The 21,689-nt window shown below is 61.4% G+C and carries 18 protein-coding genes; all 18 read right to left on the bottom strand.

Annotation, left to right across the window (positions count from 1 at the left end; translation table 11 throughout):
• Positions 1-3: 3 nt before the first annotated feature.
• The 18 genes from ABLV49_RS04045 to ABLV49_RS03960 all read right to left on the bottom strand — a co-directional run bounded on the left by ABLV49_RS04045 (position 4) and on the right by ABLV49_RS03960 (position 21,685).
• Positions 4-795, bottom strand: coding sequence for a cell division protein FtsQ/DivIB (locus tag ABLV49_RS04045; protein ID WP_349280310.1), 792 nt, complete (start codon positions 793-795; stop codon positions 4-6).
• A gap of 8 nt (positions 796-803) precedes the next feature.
• Positions 804-1,781, bottom strand: coding sequence for a D-alanine--D-alanine ligase (locus tag ABLV49_RS04040; RefSeq protein WP_349280309.1), 978 nt, complete (start codon positions 1,779-1,781; stop codon positions 804-806).
• Positions 1,778-3,214: a UDP-N-acetylmuramate--L-alanine ligase gene (gene murC / locus ABLV49_RS04035; RefSeq protein ID WP_349280308.1), complete on the bottom strand. Its 1,437-nt coding sequence runs from the start codon at positions 3,212-3,214 to the stop codon at positions 1,778-1,780. The genes ABLV49_RS04040 and murC overlap by 4 nt, the downstream gene beginning before the upstream one ends.
• Positions 3,211-4,293 carry an undecaprenyldiphospho-muramoylpentapeptide beta-N-acetylglucosaminyltransferase gene (murG, locus tag ABLV49_RS04030; RefSeq protein ID WP_349280307.1) on the bottom strand — a complete coding sequence of 361 codons (1,083 nt, stop codon included), beginning with the start codon at positions 4,291-4,293 and terminating at the stop codon, positions 3,211-3,213. The genes murC and murG overlap by 4 nt, the downstream gene beginning before the upstream one ends.
• Entirely contained in the window at positions 4,290-5,555 is a 1,266-nt protein-coding gene (gene ftsW, locus ABLV49_RS04025; RefSeq protein WP_349280306.1) for a putative lipid II flippase FtsW, read from the bottom strand. The genes murG and ftsW overlap by 4 nt, the downstream gene beginning before the upstream one ends.
• Entirely contained in the window at positions 5,552-7,063 is a 1,512-nt protein-coding gene (murD, locus tag ABLV49_RS04020; protein ID WP_349280305.1) for a UDP-N-acetylmuramoyl-L-alanine--D-glutamate ligase, read from the bottom strand. The genes ftsW and murD overlap by 4 nt, the downstream gene beginning before the upstream one ends.
• Complete coding sequence (mraY, locus tag ABLV49_RS04015; RefSeq protein WP_011802788.1) at positions 7,060-8,238, bottom strand: phospho-N-acetylmuramoyl-pentapeptide-transferase; 1,179 nt, start codon at positions 8,236-8,238, stop codon at positions 7,060-7,062. The genes murD and mraY overlap by 4 nt, the downstream gene beginning before the upstream one ends.
• On the bottom strand, positions 8,228-9,628 hold the full coding sequence (locus ABLV49_RS04010) for a UDP-N-acetylmuramoyl-tripeptide--D-alanyl-D-alanine ligase (protein WP_349280304.1): 1,401 nt from the start codon (positions 9,626-9,628) through the stop codon (positions 8,228-8,230). The genes mraY and ABLV49_RS04010 overlap by 11 nt, the downstream gene beginning before the upstream one ends.
• Positions 9,625-11,115, bottom strand: a complete 1,491-nt coding sequence (locus ABLV49_RS04005; protein WP_349280303.1) for a UDP-N-acetylmuramoyl-L-alanyl-D-glutamate--2,6-diaminopimelate ligase — start codon at positions 11,113-11,115, stop codon at positions 9,625-9,627. The genes ABLV49_RS04010 and ABLV49_RS04005 overlap by 4 nt, the downstream gene beginning before the upstream one ends.
• Positions 11,116-11,120: 5 nt before the next feature.
• Positions 11,121-12,857: a peptidoglycan D,D-transpeptidase FtsI family protein gene (locus ABLV49_RS04000; protein ID WP_349280302.1), complete on the bottom strand. Its 1,737-nt coding sequence runs from the start codon at positions 12,855-12,857 to the stop codon at positions 11,121-11,123.
• Positions 12,854-13,162 (bottom strand): cell division protein FtsL, encoded by a 309-nt coding sequence (ftsL, locus tag ABLV49_RS03995; RefSeq protein ID WP_011802792.1) that lies wholly within the window; start codon positions 13,160-13,162, stop codon positions 12,854-12,856. The genes ABLV49_RS04000 and ftsL overlap by 4 nt, the downstream gene beginning before the upstream one ends.
• 64 nt (positions 13,163-13,226) lie before the next feature.
• The gene (gene rsmH / locus ABLV49_RS03990; RefSeq protein ID WP_349280301.1) at positions 13,227-14,147 is read right to left on the bottom strand and encodes a 16S rRNA (cytosine(1402)-N(4))-methyltransferase RsmH; all 921 of its coding nucleotides are present in this window, start codon (positions 14,145-14,147) and stop codon (positions 13,227-13,229) included.
• Positions 14,148-14,153: 6 nt separating this feature from the next.
• Positions 14,154-14,582, bottom strand: a complete 429-nt coding sequence (gene mraZ / locus ABLV49_RS03985; protein ID WP_349280300.1) for a division/cell wall cluster transcriptional repressor MraZ — start codon at positions 14,580-14,582, stop codon at positions 14,154-14,156.
• Between the two features lie 603 nt (positions 14,583-15,185).
• Positions 15,186-17,045, bottom strand: coding sequence for an STAS domain-containing protein (locus ABLV49_RS03980; RefSeq protein WP_349280299.1), 1,860 nt, complete (start codon positions 17,043-17,045; stop codon positions 15,186-15,188).
• Positions 17,014-17,778: an RNA polymerase-binding protein DksA gene (dksA, locus tag ABLV49_RS03975; RefSeq protein WP_415838113.1), complete on the bottom strand. Its 765-nt coding sequence runs from the start codon at positions 17,776-17,778 to the stop codon at positions 17,014-17,016. The genes ABLV49_RS03980 and dksA overlap by 32 nt, the downstream gene beginning before the upstream one ends.
• A gap of 344 nt (positions 17,779-18,122) precedes the next feature.
• A complete protein-coding gene (locus ABLV49_RS03970; RefSeq protein ID WP_349280297.1) occupies positions 18,123-19,175 on the bottom strand; it encodes a CobW family GTP-binding protein in 1,053 nt (350 codons plus the stop codon).
• Between the two features lie 234 nt (positions 19,176-19,409).
• Positions 19,410-20,600: a class I SAM-dependent rRNA methyltransferase gene (locus ABLV49_RS03965; RefSeq protein WP_349280296.1), complete on the bottom strand. Its 1,191-nt coding sequence runs from the start codon at positions 20,598-20,600 to the stop codon at positions 19,410-19,412.
• A gap of 56 nt (positions 20,601-20,656) precedes the next feature.
• The gene (locus tag ABLV49_RS03960) at positions 20,657-21,685 is read right to left on the bottom strand and encodes a tyrosine recombinase XerC (protein ID WP_349280295.1); all 1,029 of its coding nucleotides are present in this window, start codon (positions 21,683-21,685) and stop codon (positions 20,657-20,659) included.
• Positions 21,686-21,689 lie beyond the last annotated feature (4 nt).

Genomic DNA, 21,689 nt, shown 5'->3' with positions numbered 1-21,689 from the left:
GATTTACCTTTTCTTTTTTTTCTCGTCTTTGTCACCGATCTCGCCGGTGGTGACGCCTCGGAGCTTGAGCGCATAGCCGCTGCCATAACGCAGGTCGGCTGACTCCACATCGCGTCCAAACCGCGACGCCACCTGCGTCGCCGTGTCAATAAACCGCCGTGTACGCGCCTGGACTTCAGCCAGCGAGCCATGCCCCAGCTCAATCACGGCGCCACTGTCGAGTTGCGCGCGCCAGTTGCCCAGTTCGCTCAGCTGCAACTGCTCCAGCACCGCATCCATCTCTTCGAACAGAGGGAGTAGCGTCTGATAAGCCTGCAACACCTGCGGCGCCTGGCCCTTGGGTCCGCTGAGCATCGGCAACTCCTCGGTTTCGACGTCGCCCGGGTTGGCCTCGAACACTTCGCCCTGGTTATTGACCAGCCGGGCATCGCCCTCGGGGCCCCAGTACGCAACCGCCTTGTGCTCATACAGCAAAACCTTCAGGCGATTTGGAAATTCGCGCTGCACCACGGCCCGGCGAACCCAGGGCACGGTCTCGAAGGCTGCGCGAGTGGCTTCCAGATCGACCGTGAGGAAATTGCCAGCCAGCTTGGGCGCCACGTTGGCGCGCAAAGTGACGGCGTTGTTGTGCGCCAGTTCACCGCCGACCCGGATGGCGCTCAGGTTGAATGCCGGCTGGTGTACCAGCCAGGCCATGCCCAGCGACAGCACCATGGCGGCAAAACCCAGGCACAGAAGCACCGACACGGTGTTCATGAGCCTGACGTCTGGCGGCAGGGGGGCTGGCAGTGGCATGGTGCGGCTCACGGCAGTGTTCCATCCCGGGGCTGGTGGTCGAGCACTGCGGTTTTCAGCACTTCAACGCACAGCGCTTCATAGGAAATGCCGGCCGCCCGTGCCGACATCGGCACCAGCGAATGCCCGGTCATGCCGGGCGAGGTATTGATTTCGAGCAGGTAGGGCTTGCGCGTGGCCTGGTCAATCATCACGTCGGCGCGTGCCCAGCCACGGCAGTTGAGCGTGCGAAAAGCCTGCAGCACCAGTTGCTGGATGGCGGCTTCCTCGCCGGCGGGCAGCCCGCAGGGCACCAGGTATTGCGTGGTGTCGGTGAAGTATTTGTTCTGGTAGTCGTAGTTGCCTTCAGGCGCCACGATGCGGATCACCGGCAGCGCCCGCGCCTGCTCGCCGGTGCCCAGCACCGGGCAGGTCACTTCGTCGCCGCTGATGAACTGCTCGCAGAGAATGTCGGCATCCATCTTTTCAGCCAGAGCCACGGCCTTGGCCATTTCGGCGCGCTCAAGAACCTTGCTCAAACCCAGCGATGAGCCTTCGCGCGCGGGCTTGACGATCAGCGGCAGGCCCAGCGTATCGACGATGGCATCGACCTGTTCCGGGCTGTAGCCGCCCCGGCGCAGCAGCACATAGCGCGGCGTGGGCAGGCTTTCGGACAGCAGCAGGCGCTTGGTCATGACCTTGTCAATCGCCATGCTCGACGCCATGACGCCCGAGCCGGTGTAGGGAATGCCGAGCAGTTCGAGCGCGCCCTGCACCGTGCCGTCTTCGCCGAAGCGGCCATGCAGCGCGATGAAACAGCGCGCAAAGCCGCCCGTTTTCAGCTCGCCCAGGTCGCGCTCGGCCGGATCGAAGGCATGGGCATCAATGCCTTGCGAGCGCAGCGCCTGCACCACGCCGCTTCCCGACATCAGAGAAATTTCACGCTCGGCGGAGCGCCCGCCCATGAGGACGGCGACCTTGCCAAAACTGGAGGGATTCGGGCTCATGCGCATTGTCCTTCCAGCACGTTGACTTCCTGAAACTGCAGCATGGCAACGACTTTGGCCGGCACCAGCCCGATGGAGCCGGCGCCCATGCACATGACGATGTCGCCGTCCTGCGCCGCATCCACGATCGCCTGGGGCATGTCATGGATGCTGTCCACGAAAACCGGCTCGACCTTGCCAGCGACACGCAGGGCACGCGCCAGGGAGCGGCCGTCGGCAGCCACGATGGGCGCTTCGCCGGCGGCATACACCTCGGCCAGCAAGACCGCATCGGCATGGCTGCTGATGACCTTGACGAAATCCTCGAAACAATCGCGGGTGCGGCTGTAACGGTGAGGCTGAAAAGCCAGCACCAGCCGCCGCCCCGGAAACGCACCGCGCGCGGCCGACAGCGTGGCGGCGACTTCGACCGGGTGATGGCCGTAATCTTCAATCACCGTGAACTGGCCGCCGTCCCGGGCAGGCAGATCGCCGTAGCTCTGGAAGCGCCGGCCCACCCCGGTAAAATCGGAAAGCGCCTTTTGCACGGCGGCGTCCGGCACGCTTAGCTCGACCGCAACGGCGATGGCCGCCAGGGCGTTGAGCACGTTGTGCTGCCCGGCCAAATTAAGCACCACGTCCAGGTCGGGCAGCTTGACGCCATTGCGCCGCTGCGCGGTGAAATGCATTTGCGCACCGACGGCACGCACGTTGATGGCGCGCACCTGGGCTTCTTCGTTCAAGCCATAGCTGGTGATGGGGCAGGACATCTCGGGAACGATCTGGCGAACCACCGGATCGTCGGTGCACAAAATTGCCGTGCCGTAGAAAGGCATGCGGCGCAGGAAATCGACAAAGGCTTTCTTGAGGTTGCCAAAGTCGTGCCCATAGGTTTCCATGTGGTCGGCGTCGATATTGGTCACCACCGCCATGACGGGCAGCAGGTTCAGGAAGGACGCATCCGACTCATCGGCCTCGACCACGATGTAATCGCCCGAACCCAGCTTGGCATTGGCGCCGGCGCTGTTGAGCCGGCCACCGATCACGAACGTCGGGTCCAGGCCACCTTCGGCCAGCACGCTGGCCACCAGGCTGGTGGTGGTGGTTTTTCCGTGGGTTCCGGCAATCGCAATGCCCTGCTTGAAGCGCATCAGCTCGGCCAGCATCAGCGCGCGCGGCACCACGGGAATGTGTTTTTCGCGCGCGGCCAGCACTTCGGGGTTGTCGGCATGCACCGCCGTGGAAGTCACCACCGCATCGACATCGACCAGGTTGGCTGCCGCATGGCCAACAAAGGTCTGGATGCCCAGGCCGGCCAGGCGCTGCAGCGTGGCGCTGTCGGACAGGTCAGAGCCGGATATGACATAGCCCAGGTTGTGCAGGACTTCGGCAATGCCGGACATGCCCGCGCCGCCCAGGCCGATGAAATGGATGTGCTTGATGGCGTGTTTCATGGCGCAAGCTCCTCGCAGGCGGCGACCAGATGGGAAGTGGCATCGATTTTTTGCATGGTTTTGGCTTGTAGCGCAGACTGCACAAGCGCAAGGCGCTCTGTTTTTTGTAGCATTGTGGCAAGAATTGAAGGGGTAAGGTCACGCTGCTGCACCAGCCAGCCACCGCCATGCGCAACCAGAAATTTCGCATTGACGGTCTGGTGGTCATCCACGGCAGAGGGAAAGGGAACAAACAGCGCCGCGGCGCCGACGGCGGCAATCTCGGTCACCGTGCTGGCGCCGGCGCGGCAGATGATGAGGTCGGCATCGGCGAAGGCCTGGGCGGTGTCTTCGATGAATGGCGTGAGTTCGGCCGGTACGCCAGCTGCCTGGTAGTTGGCGCGCAGCGCTTCAAGCTGGCGGGCGCCGCTTTGATGGGTGACCTGGGGACGGCTTGCCGCCGGAATCAGGGCCAGGGCCTTGGGAACCAGCTCATTCAGGGCGGTAGCGCCCAGGCTGCCGCCGACCACCAGCAGTTTGAGCGGCCCGCGCCTCTGGGCAAAGCGGACAGCCGGGTCAGGCTGCCGGGTAAAGGCCGGGCGCAGCGGATTGCCCACCCACTCGGCTTTTTTAAGCACGTCTGGAAAGGCGGTAAAGACACGGTCCGCCACGCTGGCCAGCACCTTGTTGACCATGCCGGCGACCGAATTTTGTTCATGCAGCACCAGCGGCTTGCCCAGCAGAACGCTCATCATGCCGGCCGGAAAGGCGATGTACCCACCCAGGCCCACCACCACATCGGGCTTGACGCGGCGGATGACCTGCACGCTCTGCCAGAAGGCCTTGAGCAGGCGCAGGGGCAACAGCGCCAGCGTGACCGGACCTTTGCCGCGCACGCCGGAAAAGTCGATGGTCTCGAAGGAAAATCCGCGCGGCGGCACCAGCTGGCTTTCCATGCTGGGGCGGCCTGCGCTGCCCTTGCCACCCAGCCAATGCACGCGCCAGCCGCGCTCTCGCAAGGCTTCAGCCACGGCCAGGCCGGGAAAGATATGGCCGCCGGTTCCGCCGGCCATCACCAGAGCGCAGCGCTGCCGGCTCATACGCGGCCTCCGCGCATCAGAACGCGGTTCTCGTAGTCGATCCTGAGCACCACACCCAGCGCAATCAGATTCATCACGATGGCCGATCCGCCGTAGCTCATCAGCGGCAGCGTCAGGCCCTTGGTGGGCAAGGCACCCAGGTTCACGCCGATGTTGATGAAGGTCTGAAAACCCATCCAGATGCCGACACCCTGGGCCACCAGCCCGGAGAACAGCCGGTCAAGCGCGATGGACTGGCGGCCAATGTGGATGATGCGGCGAATCATCCACAGGAACAGGCCAATCACCACCAGCACGCCAATGAGTCCAAACTCTTCGCCGATCACGGCCATCAGGAAGTCGGTATGCGCTTCAGGCAGCCAGTGCAGTTTTTCGATGCTGCCACCCAGGCCAACGCCAAAGATTTCACCCCGGCCAAAGGCAATCAGCGAATGCGAAAGCTGGTAGCCCTTGCCCATGGAGTATTTTTCGTTCCACGGGTCCATATAGGCAAAAATCCGCTCGCGCCGCCATTCACTGAGCATCACCATCATGCCAAAAGCCACCACCACCACGGCTGAAATGACAAAGAACATCCGGGCATTGACGCCGCCCAGAAAGAGAATCCCCATGGCAATGACCGAAATCACCATGAAAGCACCCATGTCAGGTTCGGCCAGCAGCAGCACGCCAACAATACCGACCGCAAAGGCCATCGGCAGCACAGCGCGAAAGAAGCGTTCCTTGACGTCCATCTTGCGCACCATGTAATTGGCGGCATACAGAAGCACGGCGAATTTCGCCAGTTCCGAGGGCTGGAAGTTCATGAACCCCAGGGGAATCCAGCGCCGCGCGCCATTGACGCCCTTGCCGATAAAGGGAACCAGCACCAGCACCAGCAGCACCAGGGAAGCCAGAAACAGCCAGGGAGCGTACTTTTCCCAGGTTGACATCGGTATCTGAAACGCCAGATAGGCCGCGAGCGCAGCCATGACCAGCGAAAACACATGCCGTGTCAGGAAAAAGGTATGGGCATAGCGCGCAAACTTGGGGTTGTCAGGCATGGCCACCGAGGCCGAATACACCATGATCAGTCCCGACAGCAGCAAGGCCACCGTGACCCAGACCAGCGCCCAGTCCAGGCCTGCCAGGCGAACCGGCGTTGCCAGCTTGACGGGAAGGCTGCGACCGCCCAGGCGGACCGGCAAGGCATCCGAAGCGGCCTTGCCGAAACCTGAAAACCAGCCGGATCTCCAGTTGGAAGGACGTGTTTTGGCGGTCACAGCACAGCCCCCTGTTCCACAGCCAGTTCCTGCACCGCATCGCAAAAGACCCGGGCGCGGTGCTCATAGTTGTCGAACATGTCAAAACTGGCGCAGGCCGGCGACATCAGCACCGCGTCGCCCGGCCGGGCCTGGGCAGCCGCCAGGCTGACCGCGTCCTGCATGGACGCGGCGTCCAGCAGTTCTGTCCGGCTGCCTTGCAGTGCGGCCCGGATAAGCGGCGCGTCACGGCCTATCAGCACCACGGCACGGACATAACGCGCCACCGGATCGGCCAGCGGCGAAAAATCCTGTCCCTTGCCTTCGCCGCCCAGAATCAGCACCAGCTTGCGCTCGCTGCCCAGGCCGGCCAGCGCCGCGACCGTGGCGCCGACATTGGTGCCCTTGCTGTCGTCAAAATACTCAATCCCCTCCAGCACGGCCACGGATTCAACCCGGTGCGGCTCGCCCCGGTATTCGCGCAGGCCATGCAGCATGGGCGCCAGCGGACAACCCACGGCAACCGCCAGGCCGAGCGCGGCCAGCGCATTGGTGGCGTTGTGGCGGCCCTGGATACGCAGGGCTTCGAGTGGCATCAGGCGCTGGATGTGCAGCACCAGCTCTTCAGCCTTGCGGCGCTTGATGGTTTCATCGGCCTCGGCCGCCCGCACCAGCCAGGCCATGCCGTTGACGGTTTCAATCCCGTAGTCGCCGGGACGCTTGGGCGCATCGCCGCCAAACGTCAGGTAGCTGCGGCCTGGTTTGCCCTTCACCAGTGCGGGCACTGCCGTCATCACCAGGGGATCATTGCGATTGAGCAGCATGAGTCCACCGCGGCCATAGACATGCGACTTGGCAGCGGCATAAGCCGACAGGGTTTCATGCCAGTCCAAGTGATCCTGGGTGATGTTCAGGACCGTTGCCACGTCAGGCTCGAAGTTCGTCACACCATCCAGCTGGAAGCTGGACAGCTCCAGCACCCAGAATTCAGGCAGTGCCGCCGACTGATCACGGGCATGCTCGTCAAGCTTGTCGGTCAGGGTGTCCAGCAGCGTCGGGCCGATATTGCCGGCGACCGCCACCGATTTCCCGGCGCGCTCAATGAGCTGGCCGGTCAGCGAGGTCACCGTGGTTTTGCCATTGGTGCCGGTGATGCCGATCACCTTCGGCGCATAAGCCTGGTCTTCCTTCAAGTCGGCCAGTGCCTGTGCAAACAGGCTGAGTTCATTGCCGCAAGGAATGCCTTGCGCCTGGGCTGCCGCCACCACACCGCTGATGGAGGCAGGCGACAGGCCAGGGCTTTTCAAAACCAGATCGAAGGCAGTGCCAGCCAGCAGCGCCTCGTCCATCGGGGAAGTCACAAATCTGGCCGCTGGCACACCGGCTTGCAAGGACGCCAGCTGCGGCGGCGCGGGCCGCGTATCGGCCACGGTGACATGCGCGCCGCAGCGGGCGCACCAGCGCGCCAGCGCCAAGCCCGAAGCACCCAGCCCCAGGACAAGAATGTTTTGATGCGCCAGGTTTTTCATCTGAGCTTGAGCGTTGAAAGGCCCACCAGGCACAGCAGCATGGTGATGATCCAGAAACGGACAACCACCTGGGTTTCCTTCCAGCCGCATTTTTCAAAATGATGATGCAGCGGTGCCATCTGGAAAAGCCGTCGGCCCTGCCCGTAGCGCCGCTTGGTGTATTTGAACCAGGTCACTTGCAACATGACTGACAGGGCCTCGACGACAAAAATCCCGCCCATGATGGCCAGCACGATTTCCTGGCGCACGATGACGGCGATGGTGCCCAGCGCCGCACCCAGCGCCAGCGCGCCCACGTCGCCCATGAAGACCTGTGCCGGATGGGTGTTGAACCACAAGAATGCCAGCCCGGAACCGGCCATGGCGGCACAAAAAATCAGCAGTTCGCCCGAGCCCGGAATGTGCGGGAACAACAGGTATTTGGAATAGACCGAGCTGCCGGTCACATAGGCAAACACGCCCAGCGACGAGCCGACCATGACCACCGGCATGATGGCCAGCCCATCGAGTCCGTCGGTCAGGTTGACGGCATTGCTGGAGCCGACGATCACCAGATAGGTCAGGATCACAAACCCGAACACGCCCAGCGGATAGCTGATCTCCTTCATGAAGGGCACCAGCAAACCGGCCTTGGGCGGCAGATTGACATCCAGCCCCGAGCGCACCCAGTTCATGAACAACTCCAGCACCCGAAGATTGGAACTCTCGGAGATGCTGAACACGAGGTACAGGGCGGCAATCAGCCCAACGACCGATTGCCAGAGATATTTTTCACGCGAACGCATGCCTTCCGGATCCTTGAGCACCACCTTGCGCCAGTCATCGACCCAGCCGATGGCGCCGAAACCCAGGGTGACCAGCAGCACGATCCAGACAAAGCGGTTGGACAGGTCGAACCACAGCAGGGTCGAGATGCCGATGGCCAGCAAAATCAGCACGCCGCCCATGGTTGGCGTGCCGCTCTTGCTCAAATGCGTCTGCATCGCGTATTCGCGGATCGGCTGGCCAATCTTGAGTGAAATAAGCCGGCGAATGACGAAAGGGCCGGCCAGCAGGCCAATCAGCAGCGCCGTCATGGCAGCCATCAAGGCACGAAAGGTCAGGTACTGGAATACCCGCAGGAATCCCAGTTCAGGGGAAATGGTCTGGAGCCATTGGGCCAGGCTAAGCAGCATGAGGCTCTTTCTTCTCGTATGGTTGTAAATCGCTACCGGCGGCCACGACGGCCTGAACGATGCTTTCCATCTTCATGAATCGCGAACCCTTTACCAATACGCTGGCGATATAAGGAAGCTCTGCCAGCACGGCGGCGGTCAGTTCTGCCATGTCGCTGCAATGGCGGCCTTCGCCAAAAGCGGCGCTTGCGCCTTGCGACTGCTCGCCCAGCGTGAAAAGTTTTTCAATGCCCAGTGCATGGGCGTTGCGGCCGGCTTCGTCGTGAAATTGCGGACCCTGGCTGCCGACTTCGCCCATGTCGCCCATGACCAGCAGGCGCGGCCCGGGCAACTCGGCCAGAACCTGGATGGCCACCTGCATGGAGTCGGGATTGGCGTTGTAGGTGTCGTCGATCAGGGTCAGGCTGCGCCCCTGCAGCGGGACCGACAGGGCGCGCGAGCGGCCCTTGACCGGCACAAACGCTGACAGGCCGGCGGCGATGAAAGACAGCGGCACACCGGCCGCAAGTGCGCTGGCGGTTGCGGCCAATGCATTTTTGACGTTGTGCCGCCCTGCGATATGCAGTGAAAATTCAATCGAACCAGAAGGAGTTTGAGCTTCTACCTGCCAGCCATCGCCTTCCCAGCGAGCGCTGGCAGTCACATCGGCTGGCGCAGCAAGCGCAAAAGTCAGCACCTGCCGCTCTCCCGCCAGACGGCGCCAGACAGCGGTGTAAACGTCGTCCGCCGGAAAAACTGCAATCCCGTCCGCATCAAGCGACGCCAGCACGGAACCGTTTTCCTGGGCAACCGCTTCCACCGTTGCCATGAACTCAAGGTGTTCCCGCTGGGCGTTGTTGACCAGCGCCACCGAGGGCCTGGCCAAATTGGCCAGATAGGCGATTTCGCCGGGATGGTTCATTCCCAGCTCGATCACGCCGATCTGGTGCGAAGCGCGCAGGCGCAGCAGCGTCAGCGGCACGCCGATGTCATTGTTGAGGTTGCCCTCGGTCGCAAAGGCTGCGTCCGGTTTCCAGGCCCGCAAAATGGCCGCGATCATCTGCGTCACGGTGGTTTTCCCGTTACTTCCGGTGACGGCAATCAGCGGCAGGCCGAATTGCGAACGCCAGCCGGCGGCAAGCTGGCCCAACGCCAGCCGGGTGTCCGCGACTTCGAGACCGGGCAACCCGGCCTCCCGCAAACCATGCTGGGCGATGGCAGCCACGGCGCCCAGCGCCCTGGCTTGCGGCAGAAATTCATGCGCATCGAAATGCTCGCCCTTGAGCGCCACGAACAGGTCGCCGGGCTGCAGGCTGCGCGTGTCGGTATGAACCCGCAGGGGCACGACATGGCCATCGCCCACCAGCCGGGCCGACGGCAAGCAGCCCAGGGCTTGCTGCAAGCTCATCATGCGGCCTCCTCCGCCTGGCGCGTTCCCGCCAAGGCATCCAGGATGGCTTGCGCCTGGTCCCGGTCAGAAAATGCAAACTTCACTCCCTTGATCTCCTGATAGTTTTCATGTCCTTTGCCCGCCAGCAGGACGACATCCTGCGGCTGGGCGAGTTGCAGCGCATGGGCTATGGCGGCACGCCGGTCTTCCTGCACATGCGCGGCCTGTGGCCGGCTCAGCCCCTTGAGCATCTGCCCGATGATGGTCATGGGGTCTTCACTGCGCGGGTTGTCGCTGGTGATCACCAGCTGATCTGCATTTTTTTCCGCCGCCGCCGCCATCAAGGCGCGTTTGCCGGTATCACGGTCACCGCCGCAGCCAAAAACACACCAGAGCCGGCCGCCCCGGCCCTGTGCAACCGGGTTGAGCGCCGTCAGCACTTTTTCAAGTGCATCGGGCGTGTGCGCGTAATCAATGACAACCAAGGGCAGACCGGGAACTGCCAGGGTTTCGGTGCGACCGGGCACGGGCAACAGGTCGGCACAGGCCGCCACGGCGTCGGCCAGCGGCACATCCATTGCCCGCAGGCTGGCCATGACGCCAAGCAAATTCGACACGTTGTAGAGGCCGACCATGGGGGTTGAAATTTTGTGGCGCTCGCCGCCTTCAACCACGTCAAAGCTCAAGTCATGCGCGCCCTGGCAGATGGCCTGAGCCTGAAGCCGTGCAGGACCGGCGCACGACAAGGTCCAGATATCCAGCGAAGTACCCGCCAGCGCAGCGCTCAGTTCCAGGCCCCGGCTATCGTCCACATTGATGACAGCCACGCGCAGGCCGGGCCAGTTGAACAGCATCTGCTTGGCGCGCCAGTAGTCCGGCATGGACGCGTGGTAGTCGAGATGGTCCTGGGTGAAATTGGTGAAAACAGCAATCTGTATGTGTGTTCCATCCAGGCGCCCCTCTTCAAGGCCAATCGAAGAGGCTTCAAGGGCACAAGCGGCGAAGCCTTCATCCGCAAAACGCCGCAGTTGCTGCTGCAGCAGCACAGGGTCAGGCGTTGTCAGCCCGTTGGCCACCATGGCGCCGGGCTCACCAATACCCAGCGTTCCGACAATGCCGCATTTGCGGCCCAGCCGGCCGAGGGCCTGCGCCAGCCACCAGGCTGTGGAGGTCTTGCCATTGGTGCCGGTGATGGCCGTTACCTGCAACTGCTCGCTGGGTGCCCCAAAATAAGCAGCAGCCATCGAGCCGGTTGCCGCCTTGAGTCCTGCATAAGTTGCAACCCGCTCATCATTGAAACCGTAAGCCTGCGCGCCCGCATGTTCGACCAGGCAGGCGCTTGCTCCGGCAGCCAGGGCGGCATTGACATAGTTGCGGCCATCGGTGGCCGCACCCGGCCAGGCAATGAAGCCGTCGCCCTTGCCCGCCTTGCGGCTGTCGGCCGAGAGCGTACCTGTGACGCGCTCATGCAGCCAGCGGGCGGCTTGCTCAGGGGTGTGAAGTTGCATGGCGGTCAAAACGACTCCTCCACCGTCTGCGTGATGATTTGCGGTTTCACGCTCACGTCGGGCTGCACGCCCATCATGCGCAGCGTTTGCTGAACCACTTCGCTGAACACCGGCGCGGCGGCAATGCCGCCGAAGTATTTTCCATCGCTCGGCTCGTCGATCATGACGCCGACGATGATGCGCGGCGATTCAATCGGTGCCATGCCGGTAAACCAGGCGCGGTATTTGTTGCTTGCATAGCCTTTGCCGACCTGCTTGTGCGCCGTGCCCGACTTGCCGCCGACCGAGTAGCCGACGGTCTGGGCAAGCTGGCCCGTGCCGCCTGGTGCTGCCGCCATCTGGAGCATCCGGCGCACGGCGCGCGCATTTTCTGGAGAAAATACCTTGACGCCGACAGCGGGCTCACTTCTCTTGAGCATGGTGGCCGGAATGATCTGGCCGTCGTGGGCAAAAGAGGTGTAGGAATGCGCCATCTGGAACAGCGACGCCGACAGTCCGTAGCCATAAGCCATGGTGGCCTGCTCAACCGGCCGCCAGGTCTTCCAGGGCCGCAGCCGGCCCGACACCGCACCGGGAAACTCGATCTTTGGTTTCTGGCCGTAGCCGAGGGCCACATAGGTATCCCACATCTCGTGCGGCGTCATCTTCTGCGCGATTTTCAGCGCGCCAACATTGCTGGACTTCTGGATCACACCCTCGACGGTCAAGGTGCCGTAGTTGTGGGTGTCGCTGATGGTGAAGCCACCGATGCTAAAGCGGCCGGGGCCGGTTTCAATCAGGGTCTGCGGCTTGATGCGGCCAGCCTCCAGCGCCATGGCCACGGTGATCGGCTTCATCGTTGAGCCGGGCTCGAAGGTGTCAGTCACCGCCCGGTTGCGCAGTTGCTCGCCGGTCAGGTTCTGGCGCTTGTCAGGCACATAGCTTGGATAATTGGCCAGCGCCAGCACTTCGCCAGTGATCGTGTCGATCACCACCACGCTGCCGGCCTTGGCCTTGCGCGCGATCACCGCATCACGCAACTTCTGATAGGCAAAAAACTGCACCTTGCTGTCAACGCTGAGCTGGATGTCTTTTCCGTCAACCGGCGGAACCTGCTCGCCAACGCCCTCGACCACACGGCCCAGCCGGTCCTTGATGACGCGCCGTGAGCCGGCCTTGCCTGAAAGCTCTTTATTGAAGGTCAGCTCGATGCCTTCCTGTCCCTTGTCTTCCACATTGGTGAACCCGACGATGTGCGCGATGGTTTCACCTTCGGGATATTTGCGCTTGTATTCCTTGCGCTGGTAAATGCCGGGAATGCCGAGCGCATGGATTTTCTGGGCCACCGGCTCATCGAGCTGGCGTTTGACCCAGACAAAAGTCTTGTCCTCGTCGCCGAGCTTCTTGTTCAGCTCGGCCAGGGGCATTTCAAGCAATTTGGCGAGGTCGGCAAGCTGGGCGGGACTGGCCTTGACATCTTCAGGGATGGCCCAGATGCTGGAGGCGGGGACGCTGGAGGCCAGAATCAGCCCATTGCGGTCCAGGATGCGGCCCCGGTTGGCGGGCAACTCCAGGGTCCGTGCAAACCGCACCTGGCCCTGCCGCTGGAAAAACGCGTTGGCATACACCTGGATATAGGCTGCCCTGACGGCCAGGCCTGTAAACGCCAGCGCAATCAATGCCACGATGAGCTTGCTGCGCCAGACAGGCGTTTTGCTGGCCAGCAACGGGCTTGAGGTGTAGAGAACGCTTTTGCTGCTCATGGCTGCGCCTTCTGCCCGGCAGCCGACGCCACATCGGCCGCGGACTTGTACTTGACGTACTCGGTAATGGCAGGGGTGGTCGTACGCATCTGCAGACGATCCCTGGCCAGTTTCTCGATTTTCAAAGGAGTCGCTTCAGAACGCTTTTCCACCTGCAGTCGCTCACTCTCGGTTTCTATCTTGCGGCTCTGCGCGGCGGCCTTTTCAAGCTCCACGTAAAGACGCCGCGACTCATACTGGGTCTGCACCAGATACAGCGCGCTGACCAGTACGGCCAGCAACAGCACAAAATTCAGGCGACCCATGGCCGGCTCTCGCAGGTGACTGCAAAAAGATCGTTCCCGCCAGCAATGCAAAGCCTCAAGCTGTTCATGCGGCTTCTCCCGTACGCTCGGCGACCCGCATCACGGCGCTGCGCGAGCGTGGATTGCCGGCAACTTCCTCTTCGCTTGCCTTGGTGCGCCCCAGCGCCTTGAGTTGCATGACTTTGGGCGCGGCAAAGGGCGCACGCCGGTCATACACTTCGCGCGAATGCGCTGCGATAAATTGCTTGACGATACGGTCTTCCAGCGAATGAAAGCTGATCACCACCAGGCGGCCGCCCGGCTGCAGCACCTTGAGCGAAGCCTGCAGCGCCTGCTGCAGTTCTTCGAGTTCTGCGTTGATGAAAATCCGCAGTGCCTGGAAGGTGCGCGTTGCCGGATCCTTGCCCGGCTCGCGGGTCTTGACCGCACTGGCCACGACGTCAGCCAGTTCGGCGGTGGTCTGAAGCGGACCATGTTCCTGCCGGCGCCTGTCAATCGCCTTGGCCACCAGACTGGCAAAGCGCTCTTCGCCATAGTCGCGGATCACCTCTGTCATGGCTTCGATGGACGCATCCTGCAGCCACTCGGCCACGCTCTGGCCGCGCGTGGTGTCCATGCGCATGTCCAGGGGGCCTTCATTGCGGAAGGAAAAACCGCGTTCCGGGTTGTCAATCTGGGGTGAACTCACGCCCAGGTCCATCAGCACGCCCGCTACGCTGGCCTGCGGCATCTGGTTCAGATGCATGAAACCCTGATGGCGGATTGAAAACCTCGGGTCGTCGATGGATTGGGCCTCTGCAATAGCGTCAAGATCCTTGTCAAAGGCCGTCACGCGGCCGAACGCCGACAGTTGCGACAGCAGCAGGCGTGAATGTCCTCCGCGACCAAAAGTCGCGTCGATGTAATGACCGTCCGGGTTGACCTGAAGCGCCGTGATGGCTTCGTTCAACAGGACGGTGCGGTGTGTCCATGTGCCCTTCACCATCTACTTTCAAAAAGAAAAATCTTTAAAGACATCGGGCATTTCGCCCTTCATCTGCTCGGCCTCCTGCGCCGCATAGGTTGCAGCGTCCCAGAGTTCAAAATAATTGCCCATGCCCAGCAAAACCGCATCCTTGCTGATGCCGGCGGCCTTGCGCAGTTCAGGCGAAACCAGGATGCGACCGGTCGCATCCATCTCGGCATCCATGGCATTTCCCAAAAAAATCCGTTTCCACCACTGAGCCTGCATGGGCAGTGAAGCGATACGCTCGCGAAATTTTTCCCATTCGACCAAGGGAAAAATCATGAGGCAGCCGTGCGGGTGTTTGGTGATGGTGAATTGGCCAGAATGACTTGTGCCCAACGCGTCCCGGTGACGGGCAGGCACGGAAAGCCGGCCTTTTGCATCGAGAGCCAGAAATGACGCACCTTGAAACACTCTTGAAAACCCTCTATCGAACACTTTTCACCACCAAACTGCACATTTTCCCACTGTATCAGGGAACCCCCTGCCAGCCCGGAATCTGACACAAATTCTTTCAATGAAATCAATAACTTAGAGGGGTATGTGAATGCTGCTCAGGGTTCTAAAGTTGTTTAATATGAATTACTTGAGGTCAATACCTAAAGTTAAGCATGAAGAATGTCGCGCACAGGAAAACCAGTCAAAAGGCGATGCGAGCAGGTCTTTTGCGCATTTTGATCACGTCGGTCGTTTCTGGTTCAGGATGAGGATATCAGCATCGCAAACCGGCCTAAACAGCTTGCCTGGCGCCCTTGAGCCACCAGCATCAGGAGCTAGCAAAAATGTAGCATGCAGTCACAGCAGCAAGCTTGAACATGCTTTTTTACTCGCTGTCGAGATGCAAACCCCCGTTCGATGATTTTGGAGCAAGGAAAAATAAATCCGAAAAGGGCTTTCTCGGTCAAAAATCGCTACAAAGTGTTTTACTTGCAACAAATGATTAACATTTTTTAGCCGCAAACCATGCCAAAAATGGATTCAAAAAAATATCTGATGCTGCCGGGCAGCCCATCCATCTCAGTCGTTGCGAGCCACCACCCTGGCGTACTCGATGATTCCAATCACATTGAAAAAAGCGGCAACCAGTCGATTAACTTCGGAAAACTCAACGACCCGATTTTCGGCTTGCCGGGCAGCCACCCAATTGAGCAGCATGCCGGCAGCAGAAAAATCGACGCGGATCAGCTTGCCGCAGCAAATCTGCATTCTGTCTGCACCTACCAGACTAGCCTCCAGCCGGTCCATCACGGCAACCGCATCGCCTTGAATCTGGCCGGAGAGGTCCACTGACAAAAATCGGACAGGGGGGCTGGTGGTACGGAAATCCAGCACGGAATCTGGCTCCAATTGCAGCAGGCTGGAATAGACGGTTTCGCTGGTAGGCGCTCCGATAATGGTGGCCCGGCCCCTGGCGTCGCCATATTCATCGAGTGATTTGTAATCGCATTGAGCGATTTCCCATGCTGGCGGGGACACTTCGTAGGTGATGCAGAAATCAAGCGCCGCGAGTTCAAAATCATCAGGCCGATGAATGACGCGCAATACTTCCAGGCGCAATAGCCACCATTTCTGATCAGTACCGCGCTCACCGGAAGGCGTTGCCTTGAGCAGCACTTCGCGCAGTTGTTCATCGCCCATGAAACGCAACTGCACAGACTGGGCCGCCCAGCCACTGAATAATTTATGCAGGAGGTCAAGGGCGGAAGCCTCAATCGTCTTGAGGTTGCTCCAGTCCAGGCGCCACGGCATGGCAGAACGGCCAATAGCCGCATTCAGTACGCCGACCGACTGCATTCCCAATGACGAAGGGCAAATCCAGTCTGCAGACGCGTCTGCCTGACTTTCCTGGTCTGCAGGCTGGGCAAGCGCCTTGACCATCTCGGGCAATGAAAACCATTGAGGCGCCGACCGGCTGAAGCGTTCGGCGAATTCAACCGCCGCCGCTTCGAACTTGTCCTGCTCCCCGGTAGCGCGGTACAGGTCAAACAGCGTCAGCCAGGTATAGGCATGGTTGGCGCGCAGGGCGCCAGGCGCCAGAATTTCCAGCAAACCGGCTTCAGCGCCTGCGTCATCGCCATTGGCAAACAAGATGGCGGCTTCTTCAAGCTCGGCATCATGCACGATCGCTTCATGTTCCTGTTCCAGAAGGGGCATGAGATCCGAACTCATGGAAGCCATCAAGTCCACCGTGCTGCTTTCCCGCGATTTGTCAATACTGGGCGCCGCTGCCTGGAACGGGCGCTGTTGAGACAGGCCTTGCAGAAGATCGCCCAGCAAGGGGGCTTGCGCGGACAGATCCGCAGGATGTCCCAAATCCATTGCGCCAGCCGGCATCGTCGGCTGATACTCCAAAGGCTGCAGACTGTCCAGTGGAGCCTGCTCCGCGTGCTCTTTCGGGATGTGCAACGGCGCCGGCTCGGTCTTGGCACTTGAGGCGGTCTGATTCTTGGTTTTCCACCACTGCATCGACATCTGCGCCTCGATCTCATCGATCTTCTTGAGCGTCGATGCACGGTCGTCCACATGGGAGGTGAGGCTGCTTTGGAAAAATGAGGGGGTGCTGCCCAGGTCTGGCGAGGTTTCAGCCAGCGCTTCAAGCTTTCGCAACTTTCGCAACATGTCGAATTCACGCTTGCGCACAAAATCGTTGCGCCGTTTGCGCTCGATCATCTCGTTGAGCAATTGCTTGTTGACGGAGTCGTCCTTGTTGCCGTCAACGGAATCGAGTTCCGTCCAGTTGGTGGCCGGATTGCGGACAAACTTGACCAGCTTGGACAACAAGCCTGAAGCGGTATCGTCTTTGGACATGTTGGGAAGTAAAAAAGAGGACGCTGGAATTACAGCTTCAGTCGCCGAACATTTTTTGCTTGAGTTCACGCCGCTGCTGCGCTTCGAGCGACAGATTGGCCGTTGGGCGGGCAATCAGGCGGCCGACACCGATGGCTTCGCCGGTTTCGTCGCAGTAGCCATAGTCGCCCGAATCGATGCGGGCAATCGATTGCTCGATTTTCTTGAGCAGCTTGCGTTCGCGGTCGCGGGTACGTAGTTCAAGCGCATGCTCTTCTTCAATCGTGGCACGGTCTGCAGGATCTGGAACGATGGCAGCATCTTCGCGCAGGTGCTCGGTGGTCTGGCCGGCGCTGTTGTGGATTTCCTGCTTGAGCACCGACAGCCTGTGGCGGAAAAAAGCCAGCTGGACTTCGTTCATGTACTCGGAATCAGGCATCGCCTTGATTTCCTGGTCGCTCAACTGGTTGGCCGGCTTGGTTTTCCAGTTGTCGGCAAGTTGAGGATCCTTGGGAGCGGCCGCGTGGACGGGCGGCGCAATTACGCGTTCAGTCATGGTGGAGTAGCTGGCTTTGGCTGCGTCGGGCGCATGGGTGGGCACCATCGGTGCGGGCGTGGGAGTCTGGATGGCGGTACGGGCCGAACTTCTGCGGCCGGGTTTCAAGGGCGCGGAGTCCATGCGCACAGGCGCGGCAACCGGCACCGTGAGGACGGACCTGACGGTCTTGCCGTCTTTCGCTGCCGGCTTGGCGACAGCGCTGGCTGCTGGCTTGACCGGGGTGGTCGGTGCAGACGTCTTGATTTTCTTCTCTGGGGTGTTCACTGAGTCTCTCCTCTGGGAAGCGGCCCGGGGTAATGTTCCAAACCGCTTCTTTGCCTGATTGCCGTCGGGCATTCAGGCCCTATCTGGTGCCAGATGATCTGGTGTGTCTGCGCCGATCCAGCCAATGAGGCCACTTTAACGCGGCGTTCAGCCCATGGGGTGAGCTGGTCTTTCTCTGGCTGGCTTCCCGATTCGGTTTTCCGGGTATTTTGGTCGGCGCGCGATTGTAACGGCTCGCTGGCCCGGAGCATTGAATTGAAAAATAATCCCGGGAGAATCGACACCTTCATTCGCTCTTTTCATCCTTTTCACTGGATTCAGGCTTCACACCCCGTCAGTCTGCCTCAAACCAGGCACTGCTCCAGGCCCTGCACGAAAATATCTTTCGGCAGGTCGATGCCGATGAACACCATCTTGCTGGTTTTTTTCTCGCCCTCTGCCCAGGCCGGCCCCAGATCGCTGCCCATGAGCTGGTGCACGCCCTGGAAAATCACCTTGCGCTCGGTGCCCTCCATGTTCAGCACGCCCTTGTAGCGCAGCATGCGCGGGCCGTAGATATTGACCACCGCGCCCAGGAAATCTTCGAGCTTGGCCGGGCTGAAAGGCTTGTCGGAGCGGAACACAAAGCTTTTGACATCGTCGTCATGGTGATGGTGGCTGCCCTGCTCCGCCGCATGCGAAGGATGGTCGCAATGCTCGCCGTGTTCATGGTCGTGATGATCATGGTCGTGCGGCTCGTCGGCCTTGAGGAAGTCGGGGTCGATGTCGAGCTTGGCGTTGAGGTTGAAGCCGCGCAGGTCAAACACGTCGGCAATCGCCACCTCGCCGAAATGCACGGCTTTTTGCGGCGCGCGCGGGTTCATGTGCCTCAAGCGATGCATCAGCGCCTGCACTTCGTCCTCTGCCACCAGGTCGGTCTTGCTGATGAAAATCTGGTCGGCAAAACCGATCTGGCGGCGCGCTTCCTGGCGGTCATCGAGCTGGGTTTGCGCATGCTTGGCATCGACCAGCGTCAGGATGGAGTCGAGCAGATACTGCTCGGCGATTTCCTCGTCCATGAAAAAGGTCTGCGCCACCGGGCCGGGGTCGGCCAGGCCGGTGGTTTCAATCACCACGCGGTCAAACGCCAGCAGGCCCTTGCGCTTCTTGGCGGCCAGCAGTTGCAGCGTTTCGCGCAGGTCTTCGCGAATCGAGCAGCAAATACAGCCGTTGTTCATCTGGATGATGTTTTCCTGCGTGTCATTGACCAGGATTTCGTTGTCGATGTTTTCCTCGCCAAACTCGTTCTCGATGATGGCAATCTTCTGGCCGTGGGCCTCGGTCAGGATGCGCTTCAAGAGCGTGGTTTTGCCCGAACCCAGAAAGCCGGTGAGGATGGTGACGGGAATCAAGCTCATGGTATTTACCTAATCTAAAAAAACGTGGGAACTGGAAAAATCTGCAACCAACTGCGCGCCAGGCGAAACAAGCAAGATGGGGACTTTAGCCTTCCCTTCAAGACCCCGAAGGATCGTGTGGTCAATGCCGGCCCGGCTGTGCAAGTGAGGCAAAGGCATCCATGCTTGCTATGATTTATATAGCTGCCTGCGCCCGCCTGCTGTGCGCAAAATGCCGATTTGACCATTGAAAAGCTAGTTTGAAGGCCTTTTGACCAGCACCAGCCCCTTGAGGTACTCGCCTTCCGGAAAAGCGACCGTCATCGGATGGTCGGGCGCGCCGCCCATGCGTTCGCAAATGAAGGCGTCCACACCCGCGTCGGTGCCGGCCGAGGCGACGATCTTGTGGAACAGGTCGGCGCTGATGCCGCCCGAGCACGAGTAGGTGAACAGCACGCCGCCGGGCGCCAGGAGGGACAGCGCCAGCCGGTTGATGTCCTTATAGGCGCGGGCGGCCCGCTCGGCATGCGTGACGGTCGGCGCGAACTTGGGCGGGTCGAGCACGATGGCGTCGAAAGTCCGGCCGTCCTTCACATACTGGCGCAACATGGCATTCACGTCGGCATCAAGCATCGTGGTGCGGCCGGCGTCGAAACCGTTCAGGGCGACGTTGGCTTTGGCGCGCTCGATGGCCGGGCCGGACGAGTCAATCGACGTGACGTGTTCCGCGCCGCCGGCCAGCGCCGCCACCGTGAAGCCGCCGGTGTAGCAGTAGCAATTCAGCACGTCCTTGAACCGAAGCCGGCGCGCGTAGGCGGAAAACTTCTGCCGGCTGTCGCGCTGGTCGAGGTAAAAGCCGGTCTTGTGGCCTTCGGCGACATCCAGGCTCAGTTTCCAGTCGTGCTCGGTGATGGTGATGCCGGTGTCGCCTGATCCAGCCAGCCAGCCGGTGGCTTCGGGCAGGCCTTCGAGCGTGCGCACGCTGGCGTCCGAACGTTCGTAAAGGCGCGTCAGGCCGGTTTGCGCCAGCAGCGCCTCGACGATGACTTGCTTCCATTTCTCCGTGCCGCAGCTGGAGAACTGCGCCACCAGCGTGTCGCCGTAGCGGTCAACGACCAGGCCGGGCAGGCCGTCGGATTCGCCGTGGACCAGGCGCAATCCATCGCTTTTGATATCAAAAAGGCTTCTTGCGCTGATGGCCTGTGCGATACGTGCTATGAAAAAAGAAGCATCAATGCGCTGCGCCTCGTTGAAGCTCCAGACCCGGGCGCGGATTTTGGAACTCGGGCTGAACGCGGCCCAGCCCAGGAACTGGCCGGCGTGGCTTTCAATGCGCACCGTTTCACCGGAATCCCCGCCGCCGCTGGCGATGGCGCCATCAAAAACCCAGGGGTGGCGGCGCAGCAAAGAGCGTTCCCTGCCGTCTTTCAGTCGAATTATGTTCATGGCGCTATTGTCGCGGCTGCGTGCCCGCCGCCCGCCGGGGGCAAGGGCGGACCGGGCTACTTCGGGCTGCGCGGGTCTGGAAGCTCTGGCGGCGCCTTGGCCTTAGCGCCTGCACCATCCGACATCGCCCTCGGATGCGCGGCGTCGTAAATCTTGGCCAGATGCTGGAAATCGAGCCGCGTGTAGGCCTGCGTGGTCGTGATGCTGGCGTGGCCCAGCAACTCCTGCACCGCGCGCAGGTCGCCGCTGGACTGCAGCACATGGCTGGCGAACGAGTGGCGCAGCATGTGCGGATGCACCGGCGTGGCGAGGCCAGCCTGCTGCGAGCGCTGCTTCAGGCGCACGCGGATGTGCTGCGGCGTGAGCCGGCTGCCGCGCTGGTTGATGAACAGCGCCTCGCCGCCTTCAGCGCCGGGCCGCGCCCACAGGCTGCGCGCCTCGATCCACTTGTGCAGCGACTGCAGGGCAGCCTTGCCGACCGGCACGCTTCGCCGCTTCTCGCCCTTGCCAAGCACATGCGCATCGCCGCCTTCCATGTCGATCCAGCCGCGCGCCTTGGCGCTGGCCTGCGCATCCAGGCCGACCAGCTCGCTGATGCGCAGGCCGCAGCCGTAGAGCAACTCGGTGATGCACTGGTCGCGCGCTTCGAGGAAAGGGTCGCCGTCCGTGGGCTCAAGCTCGAAGCTGGCCAGCTGCACCGCTTCATCGACGCTCAGGGCCTTGGGCAGCGGCTTGGCGACCTTGGGCGAGCGCACGTCCTGCACCGGGTTGCCGGGCACCAGGCCTTCGCGGCCCAGCCAGGTGTAAAAGCCGCGCCAGCCCGACAAGATCAGCGCAATGCCGCGTCCGCTGCGCCCGCCGCTGTGCATCTGCGCCACCCAGCGCCGCAGGTGCGTGTGCTTCACGTCCGTCAGCGCCACGCCCGCCTTGCGCGCATTCGCCTGCAGTTTTTCCAGGTCGGCCGTGTACAGCTCGACGGTGCGCTGGGCCAGCCGCTTTTCGACCCGGACGTATTCCAGGTAGCGTGTGACCAGCGGGTCCGCGTCTTCGGGCGCAATGTCTTGCGCGGGCGATAGGGGTTTCATCAGG

The sequence above is a fragment of the Polaromonas hydrogenivorans genome (genome assembly GCF_040105105.1).
Lineage (GTDB): Bacteria > Pseudomonadota > Gammaproteobacteria > Burkholderiales > Burkholderiaceae_C > Polaromonas > Polaromonas hydrogenivorans.
Note: the sequence above shows the minus strand (reverse complement) of the source record. Positions and strands in the feature narration are given on the sequence as shown.